27 protein-coding genes are annotated in these 25,261 nt (G+C 42.5%); 26 read left to right on the top strand and 1 reads right to left on the bottom strand.

The genetic code is table 11. From position 1 onward, the window contains the following. From rplR to AB3G73_RS14220, 15 genes are all read left to right on the top strand, one after another. On the top strand, nucleotides 1-345 hold the full coding sequence (rplR, locus tag AB3G73_RS14290) for a 50S ribosomal protein L18 (protein WP_004296334.1): 345 nt from the start codon (nucleotides 1-3) through the stop codon (nucleotides 343-345). Nucleotides 346-350: 5 nt separating this feature from the next. Then, the gene (rpsE, locus tag AB3G73_RS14285; RefSeq protein ID WP_004296333.1) at nucleotides 351-869 is read left to right on the top strand and encodes a 30S ribosomal protein S5; all 519 of its coding nucleotides are present in this window, start codon (nucleotides 351-353) and stop codon (nucleotides 867-869) included. Nucleotides 870-878: 9 nt separating this feature from the next. Continuing rightward, nucleotides 879-1,055, top strand: coding sequence for a 50S ribosomal protein L30 (gene rpmD, locus AB3G73_RS14280; RefSeq protein WP_004296332.1), 177 nt, complete (start codon nucleotides 879-881; stop codon nucleotides 1,053-1,055). Nucleotides 1,056-1,087: 32 nt separating this feature from the next. Beyond that, complete coding sequence (gene rplO, locus AB3G73_RS14275) at nucleotides 1,088-1,534, top strand: 50S ribosomal protein L15 (protein ID WP_044655423.1); 447 nt, start codon at nucleotides 1,088-1,090, stop codon at nucleotides 1,532-1,534. A 4-nt stretch (nucleotides 1,535-1,538) separates the two neighbouring features. Continuing rightward, nucleotides 1,539-2,879, top strand: a complete 1,341-nt coding sequence (gene secY / locus AB3G73_RS14270; RefSeq protein WP_004296330.1) for a preprotein translocase subunit SecY — start codon at nucleotides 1,539-1,541, stop codon at nucleotides 2,877-2,879. Nucleotides 2,880-2,894: 15 nt separating this feature from the next. Beyond that, nucleotides 2,895-3,692, top strand: coding sequence for a type I methionyl aminopeptidase (gene map / locus AB3G73_RS14265; RefSeq protein ID WP_148365519.1), 798 nt, complete (start codon nucleotides 2,895-2,897; stop codon nucleotides 3,690-3,692). A 1-nt stretch (nucleotide 3,693) separates the two neighbouring features. Further along, nucleotides 3,694-3,912 (top strand): translation initiation factor IF-1, encoded by a 219-nt coding sequence (infA, locus tag AB3G73_RS14260; protein WP_002558052.1) that lies wholly within the window; start codon nucleotides 3,694-3,696, stop codon nucleotides 3,910-3,912. An 8-nt stretch (nucleotides 3,913-3,920) separates the two neighbouring features. Next, nucleotides 3,921-4,037: a type B 50S ribosomal protein L36 gene (ykgO, locus tag AB3G73_RS14255; RefSeq protein ID WP_002558051.1), complete on the top strand. Its 117-nt coding sequence runs from the start codon at nucleotides 3,921-3,923 to the stop codon at nucleotides 4,035-4,037. Between the two features lie 33 nt (nucleotides 4,038-4,070). Beyond that, nucleotides 4,071-4,451, top strand: a complete 381-nt coding sequence (rpsM, locus tag AB3G73_RS14250) for a 30S ribosomal protein S13 (protein ID WP_004296328.1) — start codon at nucleotides 4,071-4,073, stop codon at nucleotides 4,449-4,451. A gap of 11 nt (nucleotides 4,452-4,462) precedes the next feature. Beyond that, entirely contained in the window at nucleotides 4,463-4,852 is a 390-nt protein-coding gene (rpsK, locus tag AB3G73_RS14245) for a 30S ribosomal protein S11 (RefSeq protein ID WP_004296327.1), read from the top strand. Nucleotides 4,853-4,969: 117 nt separating this feature from the next. Beyond that, nucleotides 4,970-5,575: a 30S ribosomal protein S4 gene (gene rpsD, locus AB3G73_RS14240; RefSeq protein ID WP_004296326.1), complete on the top strand. Its 606-nt coding sequence runs from the start codon at nucleotides 4,970-4,972 to the stop codon at nucleotides 5,573-5,575. Between the two features lie 11 nt (nucleotides 5,576-5,586). Further along, entirely contained in the window at nucleotides 5,587-6,579 is a 993-nt protein-coding gene (locus tag AB3G73_RS14235) for a DNA-directed RNA polymerase subunit alpha (RefSeq protein WP_004296325.1), read from the top strand. Between the two features lie 3 nt (nucleotides 6,580-6,582). Continuing rightward, a complete protein-coding gene (gene rplQ, locus AB3G73_RS14230) occupies nucleotides 6,583-7,086 on the top strand; it encodes a 50S ribosomal protein L17 (RefSeq protein ID WP_099145751.1) in 504 nt (167 codons plus the stop codon). 147 nt (nucleotides 7,087-7,233) lie between these two features. Then, complete coding sequence (locus AB3G73_RS14225; protein WP_099145770.1) at nucleotides 7,234-7,629, top strand: hypothetical protein; 396 nt, start codon at nucleotides 7,234-7,236, stop codon at nucleotides 7,627-7,629. Nucleotides 7,630-7,739: 110 nt separating this feature from the next. Continuing rightward, nucleotides 7,740-8,282: a hypothetical protein gene (locus AB3G73_RS14220; protein ID WP_099145752.1), complete on the top strand. Its 543-nt coding sequence runs from the start codon at nucleotides 7,740-7,742 to the stop codon at nucleotides 8,280-8,282. 150 nt (nucleotides 8,283-8,432) lie between these two features. Here AB3G73_RS14220 and AB3G73_RS14215 read toward each other — a convergent pair whose 3' ends face one another. After that, nucleotides 8,433-10,247, bottom strand: coding sequence for a hypothetical protein (locus tag AB3G73_RS14215; RefSeq protein ID WP_367745144.1), 1,815 nt, complete (start codon nucleotides 10,245-10,247; stop codon nucleotides 8,433-8,435). A gap of 317 nt (nucleotides 10,248-10,564) precedes the next feature. On the opposite strand from AB3G73_RS14215, the gene AB3G73_RS14210 reads away from it, so the two are divergent. The 11 genes from AB3G73_RS14210 to AB3G73_RS14160 all read left to right on the top strand — a co-directional run bounded on the left by AB3G73_RS14210 (nucleotide 10,565) and on the right by AB3G73_RS14160 (nucleotide 25,175). Next, the gene (locus tag AB3G73_RS14210) at nucleotides 10,565-11,209 is read left to right on the top strand and encodes a DUF6563 family protein (protein ID WP_217722717.1); all 645 of its coding nucleotides are present in this window, start codon (nucleotides 10,565-10,567) and stop codon (nucleotides 11,207-11,209) included. A gap of 377 nt (nucleotides 11,210-11,586) precedes the next feature. Then, nucleotides 11,587-13,584 carry a urocanate hydratase gene (locus AB3G73_RS14205; RefSeq protein WP_367745143.1) on the top strand — a complete coding sequence of 666 codons (1,998 nt, stop codon included), beginning with the start codon at nucleotides 11,587-11,589 and terminating at the stop codon, nucleotides 13,582-13,584. A gap of 165 nt (nucleotides 13,585-13,749) precedes the next feature. Further along, nucleotides 13,750-14,652: a glutamate formimidoyltransferase gene (gene ftcD, locus AB3G73_RS14200; RefSeq protein WP_148365514.1), complete on the top strand. Its 903-nt coding sequence runs from the start codon at nucleotides 13,750-13,752 to the stop codon at nucleotides 14,650-14,652. Nucleotides 14,653-14,762: 110 nt separating this feature from the next. Next, nucleotides 14,763-16,016, top strand: coding sequence for an imidazolonepropionase (hutI, locus tag AB3G73_RS14195; protein WP_367745142.1), 1,254 nt, complete (start codon nucleotides 14,763-14,765; stop codon nucleotides 16,014-16,016). 47 nt (nucleotides 16,017-16,063) lie between these two features. After that, nucleotides 16,064-16,693, top strand: coding sequence for a cyclodeaminase/cyclohydrolase family protein (locus tag AB3G73_RS14190; RefSeq protein ID WP_122138265.1), 630 nt, complete (start codon nucleotides 16,064-16,066; stop codon nucleotides 16,691-16,693). Then, complete coding sequence (hutH, locus tag AB3G73_RS14185) at nucleotides 16,690-18,189, top strand: histidine ammonia-lyase (RefSeq protein ID WP_148365512.1); 1,500 nt, start codon at nucleotides 16,690-16,692, stop codon at nucleotides 18,187-18,189. The genes AB3G73_RS14190 and hutH overlap by 4 nt, the downstream gene beginning before the upstream one ends. 349 nt (nucleotides 18,190-18,538) lie before the next feature. Then, complete coding sequence (locus AB3G73_RS14180; RefSeq protein WP_148365511.1) at nucleotides 18,539-19,189, top strand: TetR/AcrR family transcriptional regulator; 651 nt, start codon at nucleotides 18,539-18,541, stop codon at nucleotides 19,187-19,189. Between the two features lie 55 nt (nucleotides 19,190-19,244). Beyond that, nucleotides 19,245-20,591, top strand: coding sequence for a TolC family protein (locus AB3G73_RS14175; protein WP_148365510.1), 1,347 nt, complete (start codon nucleotides 19,245-19,247; stop codon nucleotides 20,589-20,591). Nucleotides 20,592-20,624: 33 nt separating this feature from the next. Further along, nucleotides 20,625-21,650, top strand: coding sequence for an efflux RND transporter periplasmic adaptor subunit (locus tag AB3G73_RS14170; protein WP_148365509.1), 1,026 nt, complete (start codon nucleotides 20,625-20,627; stop codon nucleotides 21,648-21,650). Nucleotides 21,651-21,709: 59 nt separating this feature from the next. Further along, entirely contained in the window at nucleotides 21,710-24,868 is a 3,159-nt protein-coding gene (locus AB3G73_RS14165) for an efflux RND transporter permease subunit (RefSeq protein ID WP_148365508.1), read from the top strand. A 13-nt stretch (nucleotides 24,869-24,881) separates the two neighbouring features. Beyond that, nucleotides 24,882-25,175, top strand: coding sequence for a PG0541 family transporter-associated protein (locus AB3G73_RS14160; RefSeq protein ID WP_005675458.1), 294 nt, complete (start codon nucleotides 24,882-24,884; stop codon nucleotides 25,173-25,175). The last annotated feature ends 86 nt before the right edge of the window (nucleotides 25,176-25,261 follow it).

The raw sequence follows: 25,261 nt of genomic DNA, 5'->3' as shown, positions 1-25,261 counted from the left end.
ATGACAACAAAAATAGAAAGACGAGTTAAGATCAAATATAGAGTACGCAACAAAATTTCAGGTACTACTGAATGTCCGCGTATGAGTGTATTTAGAAGTAACAAGCAAATTTATGTCCAGATTATCGATGATCTTTCTGGTAAGACACTGGCTGCCGCTTCTTCTTTAGGTTTGACTGATAAAGTTGCTAAAAAAGAACAAGCTGCTAAAGTGGGTGAAATGATTGCTAAAAAGGCTCAGGAAGCAGGTATAACTACTGTTGTTTTCGACCGTAATGGTTACTTGTATCATGGGAGAGTAAAAGAAGTAGCTGATGCTGCTCGTAACGGTGGACTTAAATTTTAATCATTATGGCAGGAGTTAATAATAGAGTTAAGATTACTAACGATATAGAACTGAAAGATAGATTGGTTGCTATTAATCGTGTTACTAAAGTTACCAAAGGTGGTAGAACTTTTAGTTTCTCTGCAATCGTTGTTGTAGGTAACGAAGAAGGTATCATTGGTTGGGGACTTGGTAAAGCAGGTGAAGTAACAGCTGCTATCGCTAAAGGTGTTGAATCAGCTAAAAAGAACTTGGTGAAAGTGCCTATTTTGAAAGGTACTGTTCCTCATGAACAATCAGCTAGATTTGGTGGTGCTGAAGTATTCATCAAACCTGCATCTCACGGAACTGGTGTTGTAGCTGGTGGTGCTATGCGTGCTGTTTTGGAAAGTGTTGGTGTTACTGATGTTTTGGCTAAATCTAAAGGTTCTTCCAATCCGCACAACCTTGTTAAAGCTACAATCGAAGCTTTGAGTGAAATGCGTGATGCAAGAATGGTTGCTCAGAACAGAGGTATTAGTGTTGAAAAAGTATTTAGAGGATAAGGAGGAGATATGTCAACTATAAAGATTAAACAAGTTAAAAGTAGAATTGGTGCTCCAGCTGATCAGAAAAGAACTCTTGATGCACTGGGACTTCGTAAACTGAACCGTGTGGTTGAACACGAAAGCACTCCTTCAATTCTTGGGATGGTAGATAAAGTAAAACACTTGGTTGCCATTGTTAAGTAATTATTTGTTGAATAATAAAACGAAATTACAATATGAACTTAAGTAATTTAAAACCTGCAGAGGGATCTACTAAGACAAGAAAAAGAATTGGACGTGGAACTGGTTCTGGCTTAGGCGGTACTTCTACAAGAGGTCATAAGGGAGCTAAATCAAGATCTGGATACTCTAAGAAGATCGGTTTTGAAGGTGGTCAGATGCCTCTTCAACGTCGAGTTCCTAAATTTGGTTTCAAGAATATTAATCGTGTAGAATATAAAGCCATCAATCTGGATACTATCCAGAAACTTGCTGAAGCTAAGAGCTTGGCAAAAGTTGGTGTAAACGACTTTATCGAAGCAGGATTTATATCTTCAAATCAGTTGGTAAAAGTATTGGGTAACGGAACTCTGACTAATAAGCTGGAAGTAGAAGCTCATGCATTCTCTAAGACTGCAACTGCTGCTATTGAAGCTGCTGGTGGAACTGTAGTAAAACTCTGATTCAATGAGAAAAGCTATTGAAACATTAAAGAATATATGGAAGATTGAGGATCTGAGACAGCGGATCCTCATCACCATATTGTTTGTGGCAATTTACCGTTTCGGATCATATGTCGTATTACCGGGTATCAATCCGGCGATGCTGGCTAAATTGCACGAACAAACAAGTGAAGGCCTTTTAGCCTTGTTAAATATGTTCTCTGGAGGAGCATTTTCTAATGCCTCTATTTTTGCATTAGGAATCATGCCTTATATCTCTGCATCTATCGTAATCCAGTTGTTGGGAATCGCTGTGCCGTATTTCCAGAAGCTGCAACGCGAAGGTGAGAGCGGCAGAAGAAAAATGAATCAATATACTCGTTATTTGACGATTGCTATATTGTTAGTTCAGGCCCCTTCTTATTTGCTCAATCTTAAAATGCAGGCTGGCCCTTCCTTAAATGCTTCATTAGATTGGACTCTGTTTATGGTTACCTCTACCATTATTTTGGCAGCAGGTAGTATGTTTATTTTGTGGCTTGGTGAAAGAATTACTGATAAAGGTATTGGTAACGGTATTTCATTTATCATCTTGATTGGTATTATCGCTCGTTTCCCTGATGCTTTGTTGCAAGAAGTTGTATCCAGAGTAGCAAATAAGAGTGGTGGTTTGATCATGTTTATAATTGAAATCGTATTCTTGTTATTAGTGATTGGTGCTGCTATTCTTTTGGTACAAGGTACAAGAAAGATTCCTGTACAGTATGCAAAAAGAATTGTTGGTAACAAGCAATATGGTGGTGCTAGACAGTACATTCCTTTGAAAGTGAATGCGGCTGGTGTTATGCCTATCATCTTTGCTCAGGCAATCATGTTTATTCCAATTACGTTTATCGGTTTTTCAAATGTAAATGATGCGGGCGGTTTCTTGCATGCGTTTACAGATCATACAAGTTTCTGGTATAATTTTGTTTTTGCGGTAATGATTATATTATTTACATATTTCTATACTGCAATTACAATTAATCCGACTCAGATGGCTGAGGATATGAAGAGAAATAATGGTTTCATCCCTGGTATTAAACCGGGAAAGAAAACTGCAGAGTATATTGATGATATAATGTCTCGTATTACTTTGCCGGGTTCTTTCTTCTTGGCTTTAGTTGCTATTATGCCTGCTTTTGCCGGTATATTCGGAGTGCAAGCAGGATTTGCTCAATTCTTCGGCGGTACATCTTTGTTAATTCTTGTAGGTGTTGTTCTTGATACACTGCAACAGGTTGAAAGTCATTTGTTGATGAGACACTATGATGGTCTGTTGAAATCTGGTCGTATTAAAGGACGCGCTGGTGTAGCGGCATATTAATTCTTTAGATTAGAAATGATATTTCTTAAAACAGAAGATGAAATAGAATTGCTCCGTCAGAGTAACCTGCTTGTTGGTAAAACTCTTGCAGAGGTTGCCAAACTGGTGAAGCCTGGTGTAACTACACGTGAGTTGGATAAAGTTGCTGAAGAGTTCATTAGAGATCATGGGGCAACTCCAACTTTCAAGGGATTCCCGAATCAATATGGAGAACCATTTCCCGCATCTCTTTGTACTTCTGTTAATGAACAGGTTGTACATGGAATCCCAGGGGATATTGTACTGAAAGATGGCGATATCGTATCAGTGGATTGTGGGACTTACATGAATGGTTTTTGTGGTGATTCTGCTTATACTTTTTGTGTAGGAGAGGTGGACGAAGAAGTTCGTAACTTGTTGAAGGTGACTAAAGAAGCGTTATATATTGGCATTCAGAACGCAGTGCAAGGCAAAAGAATCGGAGACATCGGGTATGCTATTCAGCAATATTGTGAGTCTCACTCTTATGGTGTAGTGCGTGAGTTTGTTGGTCATGGCATCGGTAAAGAGATGCACGAAGATCCTCAAGTGCCTAATTATGGTAAAAGAGGATATGGACCTTTGATGAAAAGAGGCCTTTGCATAGCGATAGAGCCGATGATAACATTGGGAGACCGGCAAGTGATTATGGAACGTGACGGATGGACTGTGAGGACCAGAGATCGTAAATGTGCTGCACATTTTGAACATACGATAGCTGTTGGAGCTGGTGAAGCTGATATTTTGTCTTCATTCAAATTCATAGAAGAAGTTTTAGGAGATAAAGCAATATAATATGGCAAAGCAATCTGCAATAGAACAAGATGGAGTTATAGTTGAAGCATTGTCAAATGCAATGTTTCGTGTTGAATTAGAAAACGGACATGAGATTACTGCACATATTTCAGGTAAGATGCGGATGCATTACATCAAGATCTTGCCGGGAGATAAAGTGAGAGTCGAAATGTCTCCTTACGACTTATCGAAAGGAAGAATTGTGTTTAGATATAAATAAAATAAGATATGAAAGTAAGAGCATCATTAAAGAAACGCACGCCAGAATGTAAGATCGTTAGACGTAATGGCCGTTTGTATGTTATTAACAAGAAAAATCCTAAGTATAAACAACGTCAAGGATAATTTGTTATTTTTGCAAAAAAAATAATTAAGTATATGGCTATAAGAATAGTTGGTGTAGATTTACCTCAGAACAAAAGAGGTGAAATTGCGTTGACCTATGTATATGGAATAGGTCGCAGTAGTTCAGCAAAAATTTTAGATAAAGCTGGTGTAGATAAAGATCTGAAGGTTAAAGACTGGACAGATGATCAAGCTGCTAAGATTCGTGAGATTATCGGTGCAGAGTATAAAGTGGAAGGTGATCTTCGTTCTGAAATCCAATTGAACATTAAGCGATTAATGGATATTGGTTGCTATCGTGGTGTACGTCACCGTATTGGTCTGCCTGTTAGAGGTCAGAGCACAAAGAACAATGCACGTACTCGTAAAGGTAGAAAGAAAACCGTTGCTAATAAGAAAAAAGCTACTAAATAATAATTGTTGATATGGCAAAAAAAACAGTTGCAGCTAAAAAGAGAAATGTGAAAGTAGACGCTAATGGACAGTTGCATGTTCATTCATCTTTCAACAATATTATTGTTTCTCTTGCAAACAGTGAAGGGCAGATTATCTCTTGGTCATCTGCTGGTAAAATGGGATTTAGAGGTTCTAAAAAGAATACTCCTTATGCAGCTCAGATGGCTGCCCAGGATTGTGCAAAGATTGCATTTGATCTTGGCCTGAGAAAGGTAAAAGCATATGTGAAAGGTCCAGGTAACGGACGTGAGTCTGCTATTAGAACTATCCACGGTGCTGGTATCGAAGTTACTGAAATCATTGACGTAACTCCGCTTCCACATAATGGTTGTCGTCCTCCAAAAAGACGTAGAGTTTAATTTACCTTTAACTTACAATGATCTTGATTTTGTTTTTGGATTACATTTAATTTCTCTCTGTAATCGCGGCTGCAACAAATTAAGTTCATGAATAAACAATTAAATATTTAAAAAGAAATGGCTAGATATACTGGACCAAAATCGAGAATCGCCCGTAAATTCGGTGAGGGAATCTTTGGAGCTGATAAAGTTTTGTCAAAGAAGAACTATCCTCCCGGACAACATGGTAATTCAAGAAAAAGAAAAACTTCTGAATACGGTGTGCAACTTCGTGAAAAGCAGAAAGCTAAATACACCTATGGAGTACTAGAAAAACAATTCCGCAATTTGTTTGAAAAAGCAGCTACTGCTAAAGGTATTACCGGTGAGGTACTTCTTCAATTGTTGGAAGGCCGTCTTGACAACGTAGTATTCCGTTTGGGTATTGCTCCTACACGTGCTGCTGCTCGTCAGTTGGTTAGTCACAAGCATATTACTGTAGATGGTGAAGTGGTAAACATCCCTTCATTTGCAGTAAAACCAGGACAATTGATTGGTGTTCGTGAAAGATCTAAATCTTTGGAAGTAATTGCTAATTCTCTTGCAGGTTTCAATCACAGCAAGTATGCTTGGTTGGAATGGGACGAAGCTTCTAAGGTTGGTAAAATGTTGCACATACCTGAAAGAGCAGACATTCCTGAGAACATTAAAGAACATTTGATCGTTGAATTGTATTCTAAATAATAATTAATTTCATGGCGATATTAGCATTTCAAAAACCTGATAAAGTATTAATGTTGGAGGCGGACTCCAGATTCGGTAAATTCGAATTCCGTCCGTTGGAACCGGGTTTTGGTATTACTGTAGGTAATGCATTACGCCGAATCCTTCTTTCTTCATTAGAGGGTTTTGCTATCACTACTATCAGAATTGATGGTGTGGAGCATGAATTTTCTAGTGTACCTGGAGTAAAAGAGGATGTTACCAACATTATCTTGAATCTGAAACAAGTGAGATTCAAGCAAGTAGTTGAAGAGTTCGAGAGCGAAAAAGTGAGCATCACTGTCGAGAATTCCAGTGAATTTAAAGCAGGTGACATAGGTAAGTATTTGACTGGATTTGAAGTGTTAAATCCGGAATTAGTTATTTGTCATTTAGATTCTAAGTCAACTATGCAGATTGATATTACAATTAACAAAGGCCGTGGTTATGTACCTGCTGATGAGAATCGCGAGTATTGCACGGATGTTAATGTAATTCCAATCGACTCTATTTATACACCGATACGTAATGTCAAGTATGCTGTAGAAAACTTCCGTGTAGAACAGAAGACTGACTACGAAAAGCTAGTACTTGAAATTAGTACCGACGGTTCTATACATCCGAAAGAAGCGCTGAAAGAAGCTGCAAAAATTCTGATTTATCACTTCATGTTGTTCTCTGACGAGAAGATCACGCTTGAAAGTAATGATACTGATGGCAATGAAGAGTTTGATGAAGAAGTACTGCACATGCGTCAGCTGTTGAAAACCAAACTCGTTGATATGGACTTGTCAGTTCGTGCCCTCAATTGCTTGAAGGCTGCTGACGTAGAAACTCTCGGTGACTTGGTACAATTCAACAAAACTGACCTGCTGAAATTCAGAAACTTCGGAAAGAAATCGCTTACCGAGCTTGATGATTTGCTGGAAAGTCTGAATCTGTCGTTTGGAACCGACATTTCTAAATATAAATTAGATAAAGAATAAAAAATGAGACATAATAAAAAATTCAATCATTTAGGTCGTACTGCTTCTCATAGAAGCGCTATGTTATCTAACATGGCTTGCTCTTTGATCAAGCACAAAAGAATCACTACGACTGTTGCAAAGGCGAAAGCTTTGAAAAAGTTTGTTGAGCCTTTGATTACTAAGTCTAAAGAAGATACTACGAACTCTCGTCGTGTTGTATTTAGCAATTTGCAAGATAAGATTGCAGTAACAGAGTTGTTCAAAGAAATCTCTGTTAAGATTGCTGATCGTCCGGGTGGTTATACTCGTATTATCAAGACTGGTAACCGTTTGGGTGACAATGCAGAAATGTGCTTCATCGAGTTGGTTGACTACAATGAAAATATGGCTAAGGAAAAAGTGGCTAAGAAAGCTACTCGTACTCGTCGTTCGAAGAAATCTGCTGAAGCTGCTCCTGCTGCTGTTGAAGCTCCTGCAACTGAAGCTCCTAAGGCTGAAGAACCAAAAGCTGAATCAGCTGAATAATTTTACAGTTATTCTTATAGATATAAAAAGGGCTACCCTCATAGGTAGCCTTTTTTGTTTGTCTGCCGTTTACTAATACTAAGATACATTAAAATATATCTTAATAGAACTTTTCATAGAGAGAATCTGTTATATTTGCAAGTGAATATGGCAAAATTTGTAAAGGTAATATTGTTTCTGTTGCTGACAGTTGCTTTTCATAGCATAGCAGGCAATATTTCTACCGCGAAAGTGGTGGATGAACAGGAGCGTGCTATTACATATGCAATGAGACAACATGGGGAAATCAGCGCACCGGATCTTCCAGGTAAGCCTGTGGCTGAATTGAACAACTCGCAAAGCCATCAAATATCTGTAACACGTATTCAACGTGTGCAACTTGGAGAATATTTCTTTTCTTTGAAGAATGCGCTACAATGTTGTGCTGATCGTGAGAACTCACTTTCACAACACTTGGGGCGGATTTATGGTACAACAACTTCCTATTACTGCCAGCCATCAAGTGAATACTATGTATATACTTTGAGGCGCATAATTATTTAGTAGTAACTTATTAGTTTTGTTTATTTTGTGGTTACTGGTATCTTCTGTAATACCGGTGACTATATCTTTTTATCTTTATATTTTCACTAATAATTTAAACTTTAAATATTATGGCAACTACTCAAATGATTGATGCTACTATCTTCACATCTTCACACCCCGATATCGCAAAACGTACAAGTATTTCAGGAGTTTTAATTTCTTCTGTAATGTTATTGGTCGGTATTTTAGCTTTTGCTTCGACTTTCGAATTGGATGATAAGTCTTCTACGGTTAGTATGGCTTTGATGGTTCTGGGAACAGGTTTATTCCTTATGGGGATTTTCCGTCTCTTCTGGAAATCAAAAGAAGTTATTTATTTGCCAACCAAAAGTGTGGCTAAAGAGCATAGTATATTTTTTGATTTGAAACACATGGATGCTTTGAGGGATCTTGTGAATTCGGGGGCATTCTCTGCAGGTTCGAATATAAAGAGTGAGGCTAGTGGTAATATACGTATGGATGTGATACTCTCTGCTGATAAAAAATTTGCAGCTGTACAGTTATTCCAGTTTATACCTTATACATATCAACCAATAACATCAGTGCAGTATTTCACTAATGAACAAGCTTCAGCGGTCATAGCATTTCTGGCAAAAAGTAAAATGCAGTAAAAGTATATCTCCAGAAACTGTTTAACTTTGTTTTCCGGCAGATTAAAACAGGTAGCTTGAAATTTTATATTCAGTTTGCTGCTGCTAAATAAAGCAGGTTTTGGATGTTACCGCAATAGAAAACTTTGATTTTCATATAAGGAATGGGGATTAGTCGTTAATGACGGCGATTCCCATTTTCTTCATTAAGAAGCAGGCATTCATATTTTGTGCAACTCCATTTCTCATTTGGTAAGAGAAGGTAAGTTCGTTGTTCGTAATGTCAGCTTCGAAACAGTAATTCCGGATATTTTGTGGGAAGGAGTCCACTAAAGTCCCTAGCAACAAGTCATGGGTGGCGATGATGCCATTGGTGTTCATGTGCATGAATTGTTTGATGAGGGCGAAAGAACCTTTCTGTTTATCCATGGAGTTTGTACCTTTCAATATTTCATCAAGGATGATGAAAAGTTCTTCTCCTGCTTCAAGCTTGTCTATGATTAATTTAAGTCGCTTGAGTTCGGCAAAGAAATAAGATTCGTTGTCGGCTAAGGAGTCACTGGTCCGAAGACTGGTAACGAGGCGAGCCGGATATATTTTCATCTGCTTTGCCCAAACGGGAGCCCCTATACATGCTAGTAGATAGTTCACTCCTACAGTACGTAAATACGTGCTTTTTCCTGCCATATTGGCTCCTGTGATAATAATAAAGAAAGGACGTTTTTCAATGTCTATTCCGTTGCGTACACATTTGTTGCGATCCATTAAAGGATGCCCCAAAGCTTCAGCCTGCAGATGGAAAGATTGAGCAGCAATGGTAGGATAGATATAATCCGGATGATTATATGCGAATGTTGCCAGAGAACAATAAGCATCAATTTCTCCGATGGTTTCTATCCAGCGGGGGAGATCGGATGCATGGATTTCTTTCCACTTCTCGATTCGCATTACTTGGCGCAGCTCCCAGAATATCAGTCCGTTGAGTATCGTGCTTATTAGCAGATTACTTCGTTGATCGAGCGCGTTCATCAGTTTTGAAAGTTGGCGTACTGCTTGAGAAGCGGTTTGATTCTGGCTTGTAAGCTCCGCTTTTAACTTTTGCAGTATATGGCTTTGCATTTCTTTCTGTTCAGTGAGAAGAATCTGGTCGGCGTATGTCGAAAGAATTTGTAGCTTTTCCCCGTAGGTCGTTTGCAATTTAGTGATTCCTTTAGAGAAAATAGTGCTGAATAATACAAAGCTAACAAATACTCCTCCAGCTATATTAGCCGAGATAATACCTAAAATGGCTAAACCTATACATAAGAAATTAATGATCGTTACCGCTGTCGGGAGGATACGTAGAAGCGTTCGCTTCCGATAATAACTTGGACTGTTTGCCCATTCCTTGATTTCGGTGGTATCGGCAGGTTTTCCTTTATAGAGTAAGCCGAGTAAGCGGATTTGTTGACGATATTCTAAGTCTGTGGACAATTCATGTATAGCTTCCTGGCGATGTTCAATAGCTTCTTTGTTTTCGAGATGTGCATTGAACCAGTTTGCAAGATGCTGTTTGCCAATAGGCGTTGCAGTGCGGTTGATGTATTGGAAAAGAGAATGTTCACCAAATACGTCTAAATCAAGAGTGTAGAGATGAGATGGATTAACAAATTCTTTTCCGTCATCAAAATCAGAAAAGTCATATTGCATGGCACGTAGCTCCTGCTCATTGATTTCTATTTTCTTTTTCAGAAAATCTTTCCGGTAGAACCAGAAATTATGGCGTTTTACCAGCCAGATGAATAAGATAAAAGGCAGGATAGCAAAAACAAAGAGACATAACCACCCATCAGGCCAAAAGATTATAGCATTTGCTACAGCTCCTACGAATAAGATCAGACGGAGGAGACTGATATAATAGATACGTTTCCGGGCATTCTGTAACTCCAGTTCTGTTTTCTGAATGATTTGCTGATATGTAGTAATGATCTGCTCTTGTTTTTCCATGACAAATTTAATTCTTTTCCACAAAGGTAATATAATTCATAACGGTCGGGATAAGAGCTTGTTTTTGTCGAGAGCAGATTTACTGTTTATTAACGGAAGATAGAAAGGAATAACAAGCTCATATTGCGACTTGCCTGGATAACGCCTTTGCTAGCTGTAAGGAATGGGTATATAAGTTCTGTTTCCGTTTAACGAAAGTAGGGGGTATTTCCTGATAGTAGTTTTTTTTCAATATTTCTTTTCTCATTCTTGCATTTATCCGCTAAAATTTATAACTTTCCACTCGAAAAGGCGTTAGACAGGAAAGGAGGATGCTTATGAAGAAAGGATGTATCTTATGTTTGCTGATAAGCGTGATTAGCCTTCCGTTAATTGCGCAGAATGTTATTTATTCCAACCTGAAAGAGTTGTTGGCTCAACATGGCGATACGACAGCCGTGTTGCGTATAGAAAAACGCTCCAGAAATCAGATTGTATTGACAGGAGGGGCTGATTACCGGATAACAGCCGGTGATGACGAGTCGATGTGCCGACGTTTGAAGAAGCGTTGTTTTGCCGTGCGTGACGAAAAAGGAGATTTATATTTGAATTGTCGTAAGTTGCGCTATAAAAAGTTACGCTTCGGAGCATGGTATGCCCCTGCCGTTCAGTTGGGGAAAAATATCTATTTTTGTGCCATGCCTTTAGGCTCGGTTATCGGAGGAAACTTTGTGGAAGAAGATGACGTAAAACTGGGAGGGAATATCGGTGATGCTCTTGCCGCTTCAAGCTTGGTTACGAAACGTGTCTGTTATGAGCTAAATGGTGAAACAGGAAAAGTCGATTTTCTGGGGAAAGATAAAATGCTTCAATTATTGAAGAATGATCCGGAACTGAGACAGGCATATTTGAACGATGATAGCCAGGAGGCGAAGCATACCTTTAAATATTTGTTGGAGTTGCGGAATAAGCAAAAAAAGTAACCTTGTCGATCTTTGTTGGTATAGCAGGGAAGGAGTGTATTCATATACAACCATGGTCATAGTGATATGATTAGGGGTGCGGATTATGTCAATAGCATAGAACTCATAGCTCTGATTTAATGGAAAAATCCGCTATCCATTTTAATAAAAGACCTATTAATCCGTTTGGATAAAAGGCCTGCATTTGTATCTGTATAAAAGTATAAGCGACTCTTGAGATGGCTTATATCTTATCATTCTATTAAATTGTAAACCTAATAATGCCTTTCTGATAATAAAACCGTCTTTTTTCTTGCCTTTTATCTTCTTTTTTTCTATATTGCGAAGAGTTATAAGACTGTATTGCTTACAGTTTGTAATCCTTAATTCTGTTTATTATGAGAATAACTCTTGGCAACACACTACCTCCTTATCCGGATTTTGTAGAAGGTATCCGGAGAGCTCCCGACCGTGGTTATACACTTACCCCGGCGCAGACAATCACAGCATTAAAAAACGCTTTGCGTTATATTCCCTCCGAGTGGCACGAGCAACTGGCTCCTGAATTTATGGAAGAACTACGCACTCGCGGGCGGATTTACGGATACCGTTTCCGTCCTGCCGGAGACTTGAAAGCAAAGCCGATTGATGAATATCAAGGACAATGTATTGAGGGCAAAGCCTTTCAGGTAATGATTGATAATAACCTTTGCTTCGATATCGCCTTATATCCCTATGAGCTTGTTACTTACGGTGAAACCGGGCAAGTCTGCCAAAATTGGATGCAATATCGACTGATCAAGCAATATCTGGAAGAACTTACCCAGGAACAGACACTGGTTATTGAATCCGGACATCCATTAGGGCTTTTCCGCTCCCGTCCCGATGCTCCCCGCGTTATAATTACCAATTCGATGATGATCGGGCAATTCGACAATCAACATGATTGGCATATTGCCGCCCAGATGGGAGTTGCCAATTACGGACAGATGACAGCCGGAGGCTGGATGTATATCGGCCCTCAAGGGATTGTTCATGGCACTTTCAACACCCTCCTGAATGCCGGACGATTGAAACTCGGTATTCCACAAGACCAAGATTTGCGGGGACACTTATTTATTTCTTCCGGTTTGGGAGGAATGAGTGGTGCACAACCTAAAGCAGCCGAAATAGCAGGAGCAGTCTCCATCATAGCCGAAGTAGATCGTTCACGCATTGAAACACGCTATCGCCAAGGATGGGTGGGGCATGTGACTGCAGATATAACAGAAGCATACCGGATGGCAGCTGAAGCAATGCGACGCCGTGAACCTTGTTCCATTGCCTATCATGGAAATATAGTAGACCTACTCGAATATGCCGAGCGAGAAAAGATTCTGATCGAACTATTATCCGATCAAACCTCCTGTCACGCCGTTTACGAAGGTGGATACTGCCCTGCTGGACTGACTTTCGAGGAACGCACACGACTTCTTCACGAATCGCCGGAGCAATTCCGTCACTTGGTAGACATATCTCTACGCCGTCATTTCGAAGTTATCAAGAAACTGGTAGCCCGCGGAACTTATTTCTTTGATTATGGAAACTCCTTCATGAAAGCCATGTACGATGCCGGAGTAAAAGAAATCTCCCGTAATGGCGTTGATGAAAAAGACGGATTTATCTGGCCGAGCTATGTCGAAGATATTATGGGGCCCCAACTCTTTGATTACGGCTACGGTCCGTTCAGGTGGGTCTGTTTGAGCGGCAAACACGAAGATCTGATAAAAACAGACCGCGCGGCTATGGAATGTATCGACGTCCATCGACGCGGTCAGGATCTGGACAACTACAATTGGATACGGGATGCAGAAAAGAATCAACTCGTGGTGGGTACACAGGCACGTATTCTTTATCAGGATGCAGTTGGAAGAATGAAGATAGCCCTCCGTTTCAATGAGATGGTTCGCCGGGGTGAAGTAGGACCTATTATGCTGGGACGAGACCACCACGATGTAAGCGGTACGGATTCTCCTTTCCGGGAGACGTCGAATATCAAAGACGGAAGTAATGTGATGGCAGATATGGCTGTGCAATGCTTTGCCGGAAATTGTGCCCGTGGAATGAGTCTGGTAGCCTTACACAATGGAGGCGGCGTCGGCATTGGCAAAGCAATCAATGGCGGTTTTGGTATGGTATGCGACGGTAGCGAACGGGTAGATGAAATACTCCGTTCGGCAATGCTTTGGGACGTGATGGGAGGAGTAGCCCGCCGTTCATGGGCGCGTAATCCGCATGCGATGGAAACGAGTGAAGCATTTAATGAGTCCCATGTAGGAGATTATCAGATAACAATGCCTTATGTGGCGGACGAAGAATTAATAAAGAAGATAGTTCCATATATTGTGGGAAAGTAGTCTCACAATATAAGAGAAAACATTCCCATAAAATGAGGGAATAAATTCCCATAATATATGGAACAGTTTAAACATGCAGTTATTTTGGATAAACCAAGTAGTTATTTGATGTAAAACATATAGTTATTCAGTAAAGTATAACCTCTATAATAATAGATATTTGATATGAGTTGGAATAAGATTATTGAGTGCGTCCCCAATTTTAGTGAGGGACGTGATTTAGAGAAAATAGATCAGATAGTAGCCCCTTTCCGTGGTAAAGCTGGAGTAAAACTGCTTGATTATAGTAATGATGAAGACCATAACCGTCTGGTTGTCACACTTGTGGGAGAGCCGGAAGCACTGTGTGAAGCAGTAGTTGAAGCCGTTGGTGTAGCTGTCCGTTTGATCGACCTGAATCAGCACACCGGGCAACATCCTCGTATGGGAGCGGTAGATGTAATTCCTTTCATCCCGATTAAGAACACCAGTATGGAAGAAGCCATCGAGCTTTCTAAAAAAGTGGCTGCGAAAGTTGCGGAGCTATCTAATCTTCCCGTCTTTCTGTATGAAAAGTCCGCTACTGCACCACACCGGGAAAATCTCGCTTCCGTTCGTAAAGGCGAATTTGAAGGAATGGCCGAAAAGATCAAACTGCCCGAATGGCAACCTGACTTCGGACCTGCTGAACGACATCCGACCGCAGGTACCGTAGCAATCGGAGCCCGTATGCCACTCGTAGCCTACAATGTCAATCTAAGTACAGATAATCTGGAGATAGCCACTAAGATAGCGAAAAATATCCGCCATATCAATGGAGGCCTCCGTTATGTAAAAGCAATGGGAGTGGAGCTGAAAGAGCGAAACATCACCCAAGTGTCCATTAACATGACCGACTATACCCGTACCGCACTTTACCGTGCCTTCGAACTGGTACGTATCGAGGCCCGTCGTTACGGTGTTACGATTGTAGGTAGCGAAATAATCGGCCTTGTACCGATGGAAGCTCTGATTGATACCGCTTCCTACTATCTCGGACTCGAAAACTTTTCCATGCAGCAAGTTCTCGAAGCTCGTATCATGGAATAGACAATAAGAAAATAGAATGAATCACAATTGCTTTATGGCAAACATCATTCTAAAAGAACGTCCCATTCATATCTCCATTTATTATATGAACTAATTATGATGAACTATTTATGAGTGAAAACCTAATCATATTTAACGCCCGTATCGTAACCCCCATCGGCTTTTCCGCCCGTAAAGGAGAGGAAATGTCCCAACTGCAAATCATAGAAAACGGAACCGTGGAAGTGACCAAAGGAATCATTACCTACGTTGGTGAAAACCGTGGCGAAGACCGGGATGGTTACTACCAGCACTACTGGCATTATAACGCTCGCGGACATTGCCTTTTGCCCGGTTTCGTCGATTCCCATACCCATTTTGTATTTGGTGGAGAACGTTCCGAAGAATTTTCCTGGCGTCTGAAAGGCGAAAGCTATATGTCAATCATGGAGCGGGGAGGGGGAATTACAAGTACCGTAAAAGCCACCCGGCAAATGAACTACCTGCAACTTCGTTCAGCCGCCGAAAGCTTCCTGAAGAAGATGAGCACTATGGGAGTAACCACCGTAGAAGGTAAAAGTGGCTACGGTCTGGATCGGGACACAGAATTACTACAACTAAAAGTAATGCGCAGCCTGGATAACGCCGAGCATAAACGCGTCGATATAGTCTCCACTTTCCTCGGCGCCCACGCCCTTCCCGAAGAATACGCAGGAAGAAGCGACGAATACATCGACTTCCTGATTCGTGAAATGCTTCCCCTTATCCATTCCGGTAAGTGGGCAGAATGTTGTGATGTCTTTTGCGAACAAGGCGTTTTCTCTGTCGAACAATCCCGTCGCCTGCTTCAGGCGGCCAAAGAGCACGGTTTCTTGTTGAAACTTCATGCCGACGAAATCGTCTCTCTCGGCGGTGCCGAACTGGCCGCCGAACTCGGAGCACTATCTGCCGACCATCTCCTGCACGCTTCCGATGCCGGCATCCGTGCAATGGCCGATGCCGGAGTAGTAGCTACGCTGTTACCTCTGACAGCTTTCGCCTTGAAAGAACCCTATGCGCGAGGTCGTGAAATGATTGACGCCGGTTGTGCTGTGGCACTTGCCACCGACCTGAATCCCGGTAGTTGTTTCTCCGGTTCCATCCCGCTGACCATTGCTCTGGCCTGTATCTATATGCAAATGAGCATCGAAGAAACCATCACCGCTCTCACCCTGAACGGAGCCGCCGCTCTTCAACGAGCCGACCGGATTGGAAGCATTGAAGTAGGCAAACAAGGCGATTTCATCATCCTCAATTCCGACAACTATCATATTCTACCTTACTATATAGGCATGAATTGCGTAATCATGACTATTAAAGGCGGCATGCTTTATCCCGTCACTTAATAGTTGAAAAACTCTCATTCATTAATCACTTAAAAAAATAGAATACCATGTTAGCAGATTTAACCGTAAAAGATTTCTTAGATAAAGTAGCTTGCAGTGACCCTGTGCCCGGCGGTGGTAGTATTGCCGCTTTGAATGGAGCGCTGGCTTCCTCCCTTTCCACGATGGTGGCACGGCTGACCGTAGGAAAAAAAGGATACGAAGTCAGTGAAGAAGTAATGCAGCACGCACAAACCATCACCCTCCGTTTGCTGGACGAATTTATGGCACTTATTGACAAAGATTCGGCTGCCTACAACGAAGTATTTGCCTGTTTTAAACTACCAAAAACAACCGACGAAGAGAAAGCCGCCCGAAGTACCGCTATCCAGAAGGCAACCAAACAAGCCGCCCTCGTTCCGTTGGAAGTAGCCCGCAAAGCACTGGATATGATGTCCATTATAGCCGATGTTGCCCGCCTCGGCAACCGGAATGCCGTCACAGATGCCTGTGTAGCAATGATGTCCGCCCGTACCGCCGTATTGGGAGCCTTGCTGAATGTCCGTATCAACCTCGGTTCGCTCAAAGACAGAGATTTTGTCCTCCAACTGCAAACCGAAGCCGATGCCATCGAGCAAACCGCTTGCCAGAAAGAAAAAGAATTGTTGGATGCCGTAAATCAAGACCTGCGCGTATGAGTAAGAATGTATACCATATCGGTTCCGGAGCACTGACCTTCGAAATCATCGAACGGATTATAAACGAAAACCTGAAACTCGAACTAGCTCCCGAAGCCAAGTTGCGCATCCAGAAATGTCGCGACTACCTCGACCAAAAAATAGCTTCTTCCGAAGAACCGTTATACGGCATAACAACAGGTTTCGGCTCTCTATGCACTAAAAATATATCTCCCGATGAACTGGGGACCCTTCAAGAAAACCTGATAAAAAGCCATGCTTGCAGCGTAGGCGAAGAAATTCGCCCTGTCATCATCAAACTGATGATGCTTCTCAAAGCCCATGCCCTTTCATTAGGACATAGCGGCGTACAAGTTATCACCGTGCAGCGCATCCTCGATTTCTTCAATAATGACGTCATGCCTATCGTCTACGACCGCGGTTCCCTTGGAGCCTCCGGCGACCTGGCACCGCTCGCCAATCTTTTCCTTCCTCTGATAGGTGTCGGTGATGTCTACTATAAAGGAAAAAAGTGCGAAGCCATCAGCGTACTCGACGAATTTGGCTGGGAACCGGTCAAACTAATGAGCAAAGAAGGACTAGCCCTGCTGAACGGTACCCAATTTATGAGTGCCAACGGTGTGTTCGCTATGCTCAAAGCCTTTCGCCTCTCGAAAAAAGCCGACCTGATAGCCGCACTTTCCCTCGAAGCCTTTGACGGCCGTATCGACCCGTTTATGGACTGCATCCAGCAAATCCGCCCCCATCAGGGACAGATTGAGACAGGCGAAGCCTTCCGCAAACTACTGTCAGGCAGCGAACTAATCGAACGCCACAAGGAACACGTGCAAGATCCCTATTCTTTCCGTTGTATCCCGCAAGTACATGGCGCTACCAAAGATGCCATCCGCTACGTTGCCTCCGTACTGCTGACCGAAATCAATTCCGTCACGGACAACCCCACCATCTTCCCCGATGAAGACAGGATCATCTCCGGCGGAAACTTTCACGGGCAACCGCTTGCCATCTCTTATGATTTCCTTGCCATCGCTCTGGCCGAATTGGGAAATATCTCCGAACGCCGTGTCTCCCAACTGATTATGGGTCTCCGTGGGCTACCTGAATTTCTCGTAGCCAACCCCGGTTTGAACTCCGGCTTCATGATTCCGCAGTATGCCGCCGCCTCCATGGTCAGCCAGAATAAAATGTACTGCTATGCAGCTTCGAGCGATTCCATCGTCTCTTCCAACGGACAGGAAGACCATGTAAGCATGGGTGCCAATGCCGCAACCAAACTCTATAAAGTGATGGACAACCTGGAACATATCCTTGCCATCGAACTGATGAACGCCGCACAAGGCATCGACTTCCGCCGCCCGCAGAAAACCTCTCCCGTTCTTGAGCGTTTCCTCCATGCCTATCGGAAAGAAGTACCTTTTGTAAAAGATGACATCGTGATGTACAAGGAAATACATAAAACAGTCGCCTTCCTGAAGAGGACACAGATTGAATACTGACAATAAATTGATCCTTTTTCGCTTTTCGTTAATAATGGTGACTGTTATTGCCGGGTAAGTGTCGATTCTTATCGATATTTATCCGGCATTTATTGCCGGCCATCTCTTCTATTAGCGATAAAACTTTACTTCCTATATTCCTCCCTTTTACCTTTCCTCTGTGTTTGTTCCAAATTTCCTATTAACACTTGTTTTCATTTTACTCTATTGAATGATAATAAATCCCAAATGGACTATAAATAGATGGAAACTTGATTTGTTAATTGAGTTTTCTATATATCTTTGTTCCGTTTTTCCTTTGGAAATGAAGAGAAAACGAAAACTGCATTTTAATAAAATAGAAAAACGGATGATGACAGAGCATGGAAAAGACGCTTCCCAACGGGTAGAGTTAAGAGAACGGATCATAACGGCAGCAACAGAAGCTTTTACTTCAAAAGGCATCAAGAGTATTACGATGGATGACATTGCGGCAGCATTAGGAATTTCCAAACGTACGCTCTACGAAGTCTTTTCGGATAAAGAATCGTTGTTGAAAGAATGCATACTGAAGGCACAGGCAGACAGAGACAAGTATTTGCAGAAAGTCTTTGAACAGTCGCACAATGTGTTGGAAGTGATACTTGCAGTTTTTCAGAAAAGCATTGAGATGTTTCATCAGACGAACAAACGCTTTTTTGAAGACATTAAGAAATATCCCAAAGTATATGAGATGATGAAGAACCGGCAGGACAGCGATTCGATGAAAACCATGTCCTTCTTCAAAACAGGAGTAGAGCAGGGCATCTTTCGTCCGGATGTAAACTTCTCCATCGTCAATTTGCTGGTACGTGAGCAATTTGACGTGCTTTTGAATACAGACATCTGCAACGAATATCCTTTCATTGAAGTGTACGAGTCCATCATGTTTACTTATATACGCGGTATCTCCACCGAAAAAGGAGCAAGGGTACTGGAAGACTTTATACAAGAATATCGCAAGAACCGCATCGAATACTAGAGCAAAAGTGAGGTTCTATTGACAAACAAGTAAGATTAAATTAGAAATTTAGTTTATGAACAAAATGAAAAGATTGACAGGTCGGAAGATTCTTCTGGTAGCTGTGGCACTCTGCGCATTTGGTTTTGCAAAGGCACAGGACACGCAGATGGAGAAGAATACACTAACCTTAACCTTAGACAAAGCCTTGGAAATTGCATTGGATGAGAATCCGACAATGAAAGTGGCAGCAGAAGAGATCGCCTTAAAAAAAGTTGCCAGTAAGGAAGCCTGGCAGAGTCTGTTGCCGGAGGCTAGCATTGCCGGTTCCTTAGACCATACGATTAAAGCGGCTGAAATGAAATTGAACGATATGTCGTTCAAGATGGGGCAAGACGGAACGAATACCGCCAATGCCGGGTTGAGCATTAACCTGCCACTTTTTGTGCCGGGTGTTTACCGGGCTATGTCGATGACAAAGACGGATATTGAACTGGCAGTAGAGAAGTCACGTGCTTCCAAACTGGATCTGGTGAATCAGGTAAGCAAGGCTTATTATCAGTTGATGCTTGCGCAGGATAGCTATGAAGTGCTTCAGGGCAGCTATAAACTGGCAGAAGATAATTACAATGTAGTGAATGCCAAATATCAGCAGGGAACTGTGAGCGAATATGACAAGATCAGTGCGGAAGTACAGATGCGCAGCATTAAACCGAACCTGATCGCGGCAGCCAATGCGGTGACTTTGGCTAAGTTGCAGTTAAAAGTTCTGATGGGCATCACTGCCGATGTGGAGATAAAGATTAATGATAATCTGACCAACTATGAGACAACCATGTTTGTCAATCAGTTGAAAGAAGAGAATGTAAATCTGAACAACAATACCACCATGAAGCAGTTGGACTTGAACATGAAGTTGCTTGAAAAGAATGTAAAGTCTTTAAAGACGAACTTTATGCCGACTCTTTCCATGAGCTTCTCCTATCAGTATCAGTCATTGTATAATCCGAATATCAATTTCTTCGATTATAACTGGAGCAACAGTTCCAGCCTGATGTTCAATATCAGCATACCTTTATATAAGGCAAGCAACTTTACGAAAGTAAAATCTGCCCGTATACAGATGCGCCAGCTCGATTGGAACCGTATCGATACGGAAAGACAGTTGAATATGCAGATTGTCAGTTGTCGCAATAATATGAGTGCCAGCACAGAGCAGGTAGTCAGCAACAAGGAAAATGTGATGCAGGCAAAGAAAGCGGTGGTGATTGCCGAAAAACGTTATGATGTGGGTAAGGGCACGGTGCTCGAACTGAACAGTTCGCAAGTGTCACTGACACAGGCGCAACTCACCTACAATCAGTCCATATACGATTACCTGGTTGCTAAGGCAGACCTCGATCAGGTGCTGGGAAAAGAATAAAGATAGACAACTAAAAAATTACAAGTAAGGAATATGAAAAGAAGTATCCAATTGGTAGCCCTGCTGTTAACTGTGTTTATGGGCTCATGTACAGGTGGAAAAGACAAAGCTGCTGCGGAACATGCCGACGCAAAGCCCATTGTGAAGCTGGCAGACGTAAAAGCTCGTCCCGTAGATCAGATACAGGATTACACAGCAACGGTGGAAGCAGAAGTAAAGAATAATATTGCACCTTCGTCTCCCGTGCGTATCGACCAGATTTTTGTGGAAGTGGGCGACCGTGTGTCCAAAGGACAGAAACTTGTGCAGATGGATGCGGCCAACCTGAAACAGGCGAAGCTGCAACTTGACAATCAGGAAATAGAATTCAACCGTATCGACGAACTATATAAAGTGGGCGGTGCGTCCAAATCTGAATGGGATGCTTCGAAGATGCAACTCGATGTGAAGAAAACCGCTTATAAGAATTTGCAGGAGAATACCTCTTTGCTAAGCCCCATCAATGGTGTGGTAACTGCACGCAACTATGATAACGGCGATATGTACAGCGGTGGAGAACCGGTCTTGGTAGTAGAACAGATCACTCCCGTGAAACTCCTGATCAATGTGTCCGAAACCTACTTTACGAAAGTGAAGAAAGGTACCCCCGTCGACGTGAAACTCGATGTATATGGAGATGAAGTATTTACAGGAACCATCAATCTGGTTTATCCGACTATAGATGCCACTACCCGTACATTTCAGGTAGAGATCAGACTGGACAATAAAGACCAGCGCGTACGTCCGGGAATGTTTGCCCGTGCCACATTAAATTTCGGAACGGCAGAAAATGTAGTTGTTCCTGATTTGGCAATTGTTAAACAGGCAGGTTCAGGCGACCGTTATGTATTCGTTTATCAAGACGGCAAGGTGTCTTATAATAAAGTCGAATTGGGTAGACGCATGGGTGCGGAGTATGAGTTGAAATCCGGTGTGCCTGATAATTCGCAGGTTGTAGTTGCCGGACAGTCACGTTTGGTGAACGGTATGGAAGTAGAGGTGGAAGCCTCTTCCAAATAGAAGGTGTAAAATTCCTTTCGCCTAATGCTTTTATTAATTAACCAGATTTATAAAACAACATGAGTTTATACGAAGGTGCGGTTAAGAAACCGATTATGACCTCCCTCTGCTTTCTGGCAGTCGTGATTTTTGGTCTTTTCTCTTTGTCCAAGTTGCCTATTGACTTGTATCCGGACATTGACACGAATACAATCATGGTGATGACCGCTTATCCCGGCGCAAGTGCCTCGGATATAGAAAATAATGTGACTCGCCCACTCGAAAATACGTTGAACGCGGTGAGCAACCTGAAACATATTACCTCCCGTTCTTCCGAGAATATGTCACTGATTACATTGGAGTTCGAGTTTGGTAACGATATTGACGTGCTGACCAATGATGTGCGCGATAAACTCGACATGGTAAGTTCGCAGCTTCCCGATGATGTCGAGAATCCGATCATCTTTAAGTTTAGTACGGACATGATTCCGATCGTGTTGCTTTCCGTACAGGCTAATGAAAGCCAGTCGGCACTTTATAAGATATTGGACGACCGTGTGGTAAATCCGCTGGCACGTATTCCGGGAGTCGGAACGGTGTCTATCAGCGGTGCGCCGCAGCGTGAGATTCAGGTATATTGCGACCCTAACAAACTGGAAGCCTATCATCTGACTATCGAAACAATCAGTTCCATTATCGGAGCCGAGAACAAGAATATTCCCGGTGGTAACTTCGATATTGGTAGTGAAACCTATGCGCTGCGTGTAGAAGGTGAGTTTGATGATTCCCGCCAGCTGGAAGATGTAGTGGTGGGTACATACAATGGGGCGAATGTCTTTCTGCGTGATGTAGCCCGTATTGTTGATACCGTGGAAGAACGTGCACAGGAAACCTATAATAATGGGGTGCAAGGTGCTATGATTGTAGTTCAGAAACAGTCGGGAGCCAATTCGGTAGAAATCTCCAAGAAAGTGGCCGACGCGCTGCCGAGGCTTCAGAAGAACCTGCCGAGCGATGTGAAGATTGGTGTCATTGTCGATACTTCGGACAACATTTTGAACACCATCGACAGTTTGACGGAGACCGTTGCTTATGCCTTGCTCTTCGTTGTCATCGTCGTGTTCCTCTTTCTGGGACGTTGGCGTGCGACGCTGATTATCTGTATCACCATTCCGCTTTCATTGATTGCCTCGTTCATCTATCTGGCGGTTAGTGGAAATACAATTAATATCATTTCGCTTTCGTCACTTTCTATCGCTATCGGTATGGTGGTGGATGATGCGATTGTGGTACTTGAAAATGTAACGACCCATATCGAGCGTGGTTCCGATCCGAAACAGGCAGCCGTGCACGGAACGAATGAGGTGGCAATCTCTGTAATCGCTTCTACACTGACCATGATTGCCGTGTTCTTCCCGTTGACGATGGTAAGCGGTATGTCCGGTGTACTTTTCAAACAGTTGGGTTGGATGATGTGTGCTATCATGTTTATTTCTACGGTCGCCGCACTATCCTTGACTCCGATGCTCTGTTCCCAGTTGCTTCGTTTGCAGAAGAAGCCGTCGAAGATGTTCAAGCTCTTCTTTACTCCGATTGAGAAAGCGCTCGACGGACTCGATACCTGGTACGCGAAAATGTTGAACTGGGCTGTACGTCACCGTCCGATTGTGATTGTGGGATGTATCGTTTTCTTCGTTATCAGTTTGTTGTGTGCAAAGGGGATTGGTACAGAGTTTTTCCCGGCACAGGATAATGCCCGTATTGCCGTACAGTTGGAACTCCCGATCGGTACACGAAAAGAGATAGCGCAGGAACTTTCAGAAAAGTTGACTAACCAATGGCTGACGAAGTATAAGGACATTATGAAAGTTTGTAACTATACGGTTGGTCAGGCTGACTCCGACAACACTTGGGCATCCATGCAGGACAACGGTTCGCATATTATCTCTTTCAACATCAGTTTGGTAGACCCGGGCGATCGTAACATTTCTTTGGAAACAGTCTGTGATGAGATGCGTGAAGATTTGAAAGCCTACCCTGAATTCAGTAAGGCGCAAGTAATCCTTGGAGGTAGTAACACAGGTATGTCCGCTCAGGCAAGTGCTGACTTTGAGGTTTACGGATACGATATGACAATGACCGATAGCGTGGCAGCCCGCCTGAAACGTGAACTGCTGAAAGTGAAAGGAGTGACTGAGGTAAATATCAGCCGTAGTGACTATCAGCCTGAATATCAGGTAGACTTCGACCGTGAGAAACTGGCGATGCATGGCTTGAATCTTTCGACTGCCGGTAACTACCTGCGTAATCGTGTCAATGGTGCGGTAGCATCTAAATATCGTGAAGACGGAGATGAATATGATATTAAAGTGCGTTACGCACCCGAATTCCGTACAAGTCTGGAAAGTCTGGAAAATATCCTCATTTATAATGCGCAAGGACAATCCGTTCGTGTGAAAGATGTCGGAAAGGTAGTCGAACGTTTTGCACCTCCTACCATCGAACGTAAAGACCGTGAACGTATCGTGACCGTTTCCGCCGTAATCTCCGGAGCTCCGCTGGGCGACGTGGTGGCTGCCGGAAATAAGGTGATAGATAAAATGGATCTTCCGGGAGAAGTCACTATCCAGATTTCCGGTTCGTACGAAGACCAGCAGGATTCGTTCCGCGATTTGGGAACACTTGCCATCCTGATTGTCATTCTCGTATTTATCGTGATGGCAGCACAGTTCGAGTCACTGACTTATCCGTTCATTATCATGTTCTCACTGCCGTTTGCGTTTAGTGGTGTTTTGATGGCATTGTTCTTTACGAACAGCACATTGAGCGTCATGAGTTTGTTGGGAGGTATCATGTTGATTGGTATTGTGGTGAAGAACGGTATTGTGCTTATCGACTACATCACCCTTTGCCGGGAACGTGGACTTGCAGTGTTGAACTCTGTGGTAACAGCTGGTAAGAGCCGTCTTCGTCCGGTATTAATGACTACTGCCACTACTGTGCTCGGTATGATTCCGATGGCTATCGGTGGCGGTCAGGGTTCTGAAATGTGGAGTCCGATGGCGATTGCCGTCATCGGTGGTCTGACAGTATCTACTGTGTTGACATTGATTTTGATTCCTACTTTATATTGCGTATTTGCAGGAACGGGTATCAAGAACCAGCGTCGCAAACTTCGCCGTAAACGTGATTTGGATGTTTACTTCCAGGAGAATAAAGACAGCATTATTAAGAAATAACAAAAAAAGAAATATGAAATCAGTATTGATAACATTCGACCAGGCTTATTACGAACGAATCATGGCGTTACTCGACCGTTTGGGATGTCGTGGTTTTACCTACCTCGAAAAAGTACAGGGGCGTGGTTCGAAGACAGGTGATCCGCATTTCGGAAGCCATGCCTGGCCAAGTATGTGTTCGGCTATCCTGACGGTAGTAGATGATAGCAAAGTCGATCCGTTGCTGGACACCTTGCATAAGATGGACTTACAGACGGAGCAATTAGGCCTGCGCGCATTTGTGTGGAACATTGAACGGACCATTTAAGAACGATCCGGTAGATAGATAAAAAGGAAAGGGGAATCTAATAAATAATGTAGATTCTCCTTTCTTTTTGTGGCTTTTATCTATCT

The sequence above is a fragment of the Bacteroides sp. L008 genome (assembly GCF_040812255.1).
GTDB lineage: Bacteria > Bacteroidota > Bacteroidia > Bacteroidales > Bacteroidaceae > Bacteroides > Bacteroides vicugnae.
The sequence above is the reverse complement of the archived record's forward strand: the minus strand, read 5'-3'. Positions and strand labels throughout refer to the sequence as shown.

Coding starts and splice junctions, on each gene's coding strand:
- rplR (WP_004296334.1), top strand. CDS start 1: ATGACAACAAAAATAGAAAGACGAGTTAAGATCAAATATAGAGTACGC.
- rpsE (WP_004296333.1), top strand. CDS start 351: ATGGCAGGAGTTAATAATAGAGTTAAGATTACTAACGATATAGAACTG.
- rpmD (WP_004296332.1), top strand. CDS start 879: ATGTCAACTATAAAGATTAAACAAGTTAAAAGTAGAATTGGTGCTCCA.
- rplO (WP_044655423.1), top strand. CDS start 1,088: ATGAACTTAAGTAATTTAAAACCTGCAGAGGGATCTACTAAGACAAGA.
- secY (WP_004296330.1), top strand. CDS start 1,539: ATGAGAAAAGCTATTGAAACATTAAAGAATATATGGAAGATTGAGGAT.
- map (WP_148365519.1), top strand. CDS start 2,895: ATGATATTTCTTAAAACAGAAGATGAAATAGAATTGCTCCGTCAGAGT.
- infA (WP_002558052.1), top strand. CDS start 3,694: ATGGCAAAGCAATCTGCAATAGAACAAGATGGAGTTATAGTTGAAGCA.
- ykgO (WP_002558051.1), top strand. CDS start 3,921: ATGAAAGTAAGAGCATCATTAAAGAAACGCACGCCAGAATGTAAGATC.
- rpsM (WP_004296328.1), top strand. CDS start 4,071: ATGGCTATAAGAATAGTTGGTGTAGATTTACCTCAGAACAAAAGAGGT.
- rpsK (WP_004296327.1), top strand. CDS start 4,463: ATGGCAAAAAAAACAGTTGCAGCTAAAAAGAGAAATGTGAAAGTAGAC.
- rpsD (WP_004296326.1), top strand. CDS start 4,970: ATGGCTAGATATACTGGACCAAAATCGAGAATCGCCCGTAAATTCGGT.
- AB3G73_RS14235 (WP_004296325.1), top strand. CDS start 5,587: ATGGCGATATTAGCATTTCAAAAACCTGATAAAGTATTAATGTTGGAG.
- rplQ (WP_099145751.1), top strand. CDS start 6,583: ATGAGACATAATAAAAAATTCAATCATTTAGGTCGTACTGCTTCTCAT.
- AB3G73_RS14225 (WP_099145770.1), top strand. CDS start 7,234: ATGGCAAAATTTGTAAAGGTAATATTGTTTCTGTTGCTGACAGTTGCT.
- AB3G73_RS14220 (WP_099145752.1), top strand. CDS start 7,740: ATGGCAACTACTCAAATGATTGATGCTACTATCTTCACATCTTCACAC.
- AB3G73_RS14215 (WP_367745144.1), bottom strand. CDS start 10,247: ATGGAAAAACAAGAGCAGATCATTACTACATATCAGCAAATCATTCAG.
- AB3G73_RS14210 (WP_217722717.1), top strand. CDS start 10,565: ATGAAGAAAGGATGTATCTTATGTTTGCTGATAAGCGTGATTAGCCTT.
- AB3G73_RS14205 (WP_367745143.1), top strand. CDS start 11,587: ATGAGAATAACTCTTGGCAACACACTACCTCCTTATCCGGATTTTGTA.
- ftcD (WP_148365514.1), top strand. CDS start 13,750: ATGAGTTGGAATAAGATTATTGAGTGCGTCCCCAATTTTAGTGAGGGA.
- hutI (WP_367745142.1), top strand. CDS start 14,763: ATGAGTGAAAACCTAATCATATTTAACGCCCGTATCGTAACCCCCATC.
- AB3G73_RS14190 (WP_122138265.1), top strand. CDS start 16,064: ATGTTAGCAGATTTAACCGTAAAAGATTTCTTAGATAAAGTAGCTTGC.
- hutH (WP_148365512.1), top strand. CDS start 16,690: ATGAGTAAGAATGTATACCATATCGGTTCCGGAGCACTGACCTTCGAA.
- AB3G73_RS14180 (WP_148365511.1), top strand. CDS start 18,539: ATGATGACAGAGCATGGAAAAGACGCTTCCCAACGGGTAGAGTTAAGA.
- AB3G73_RS14175 (WP_148365510.1), top strand. CDS start 19,245: ATGAACAAAATGAAAAGATTGACAGGTCGGAAGATTCTTCTGGTAGCT.
- AB3G73_RS14170 (WP_148365509.1), top strand. CDS start 20,625: ATGAAAAGAAGTATCCAATTGGTAGCCCTGCTGTTAACTGTGTTTATG.
- AB3G73_RS14165 (WP_148365508.1), top strand. CDS start 21,710: ATGAGTTTATACGAAGGTGCGGTTAAGAAACCGATTATGACCTCCCTC.
- AB3G73_RS14160 (WP_005675458.1), top strand. CDS start 24,882: ATGAAATCAGTATTGATAACATTCGACCAGGCTTATTACGAACGAATC.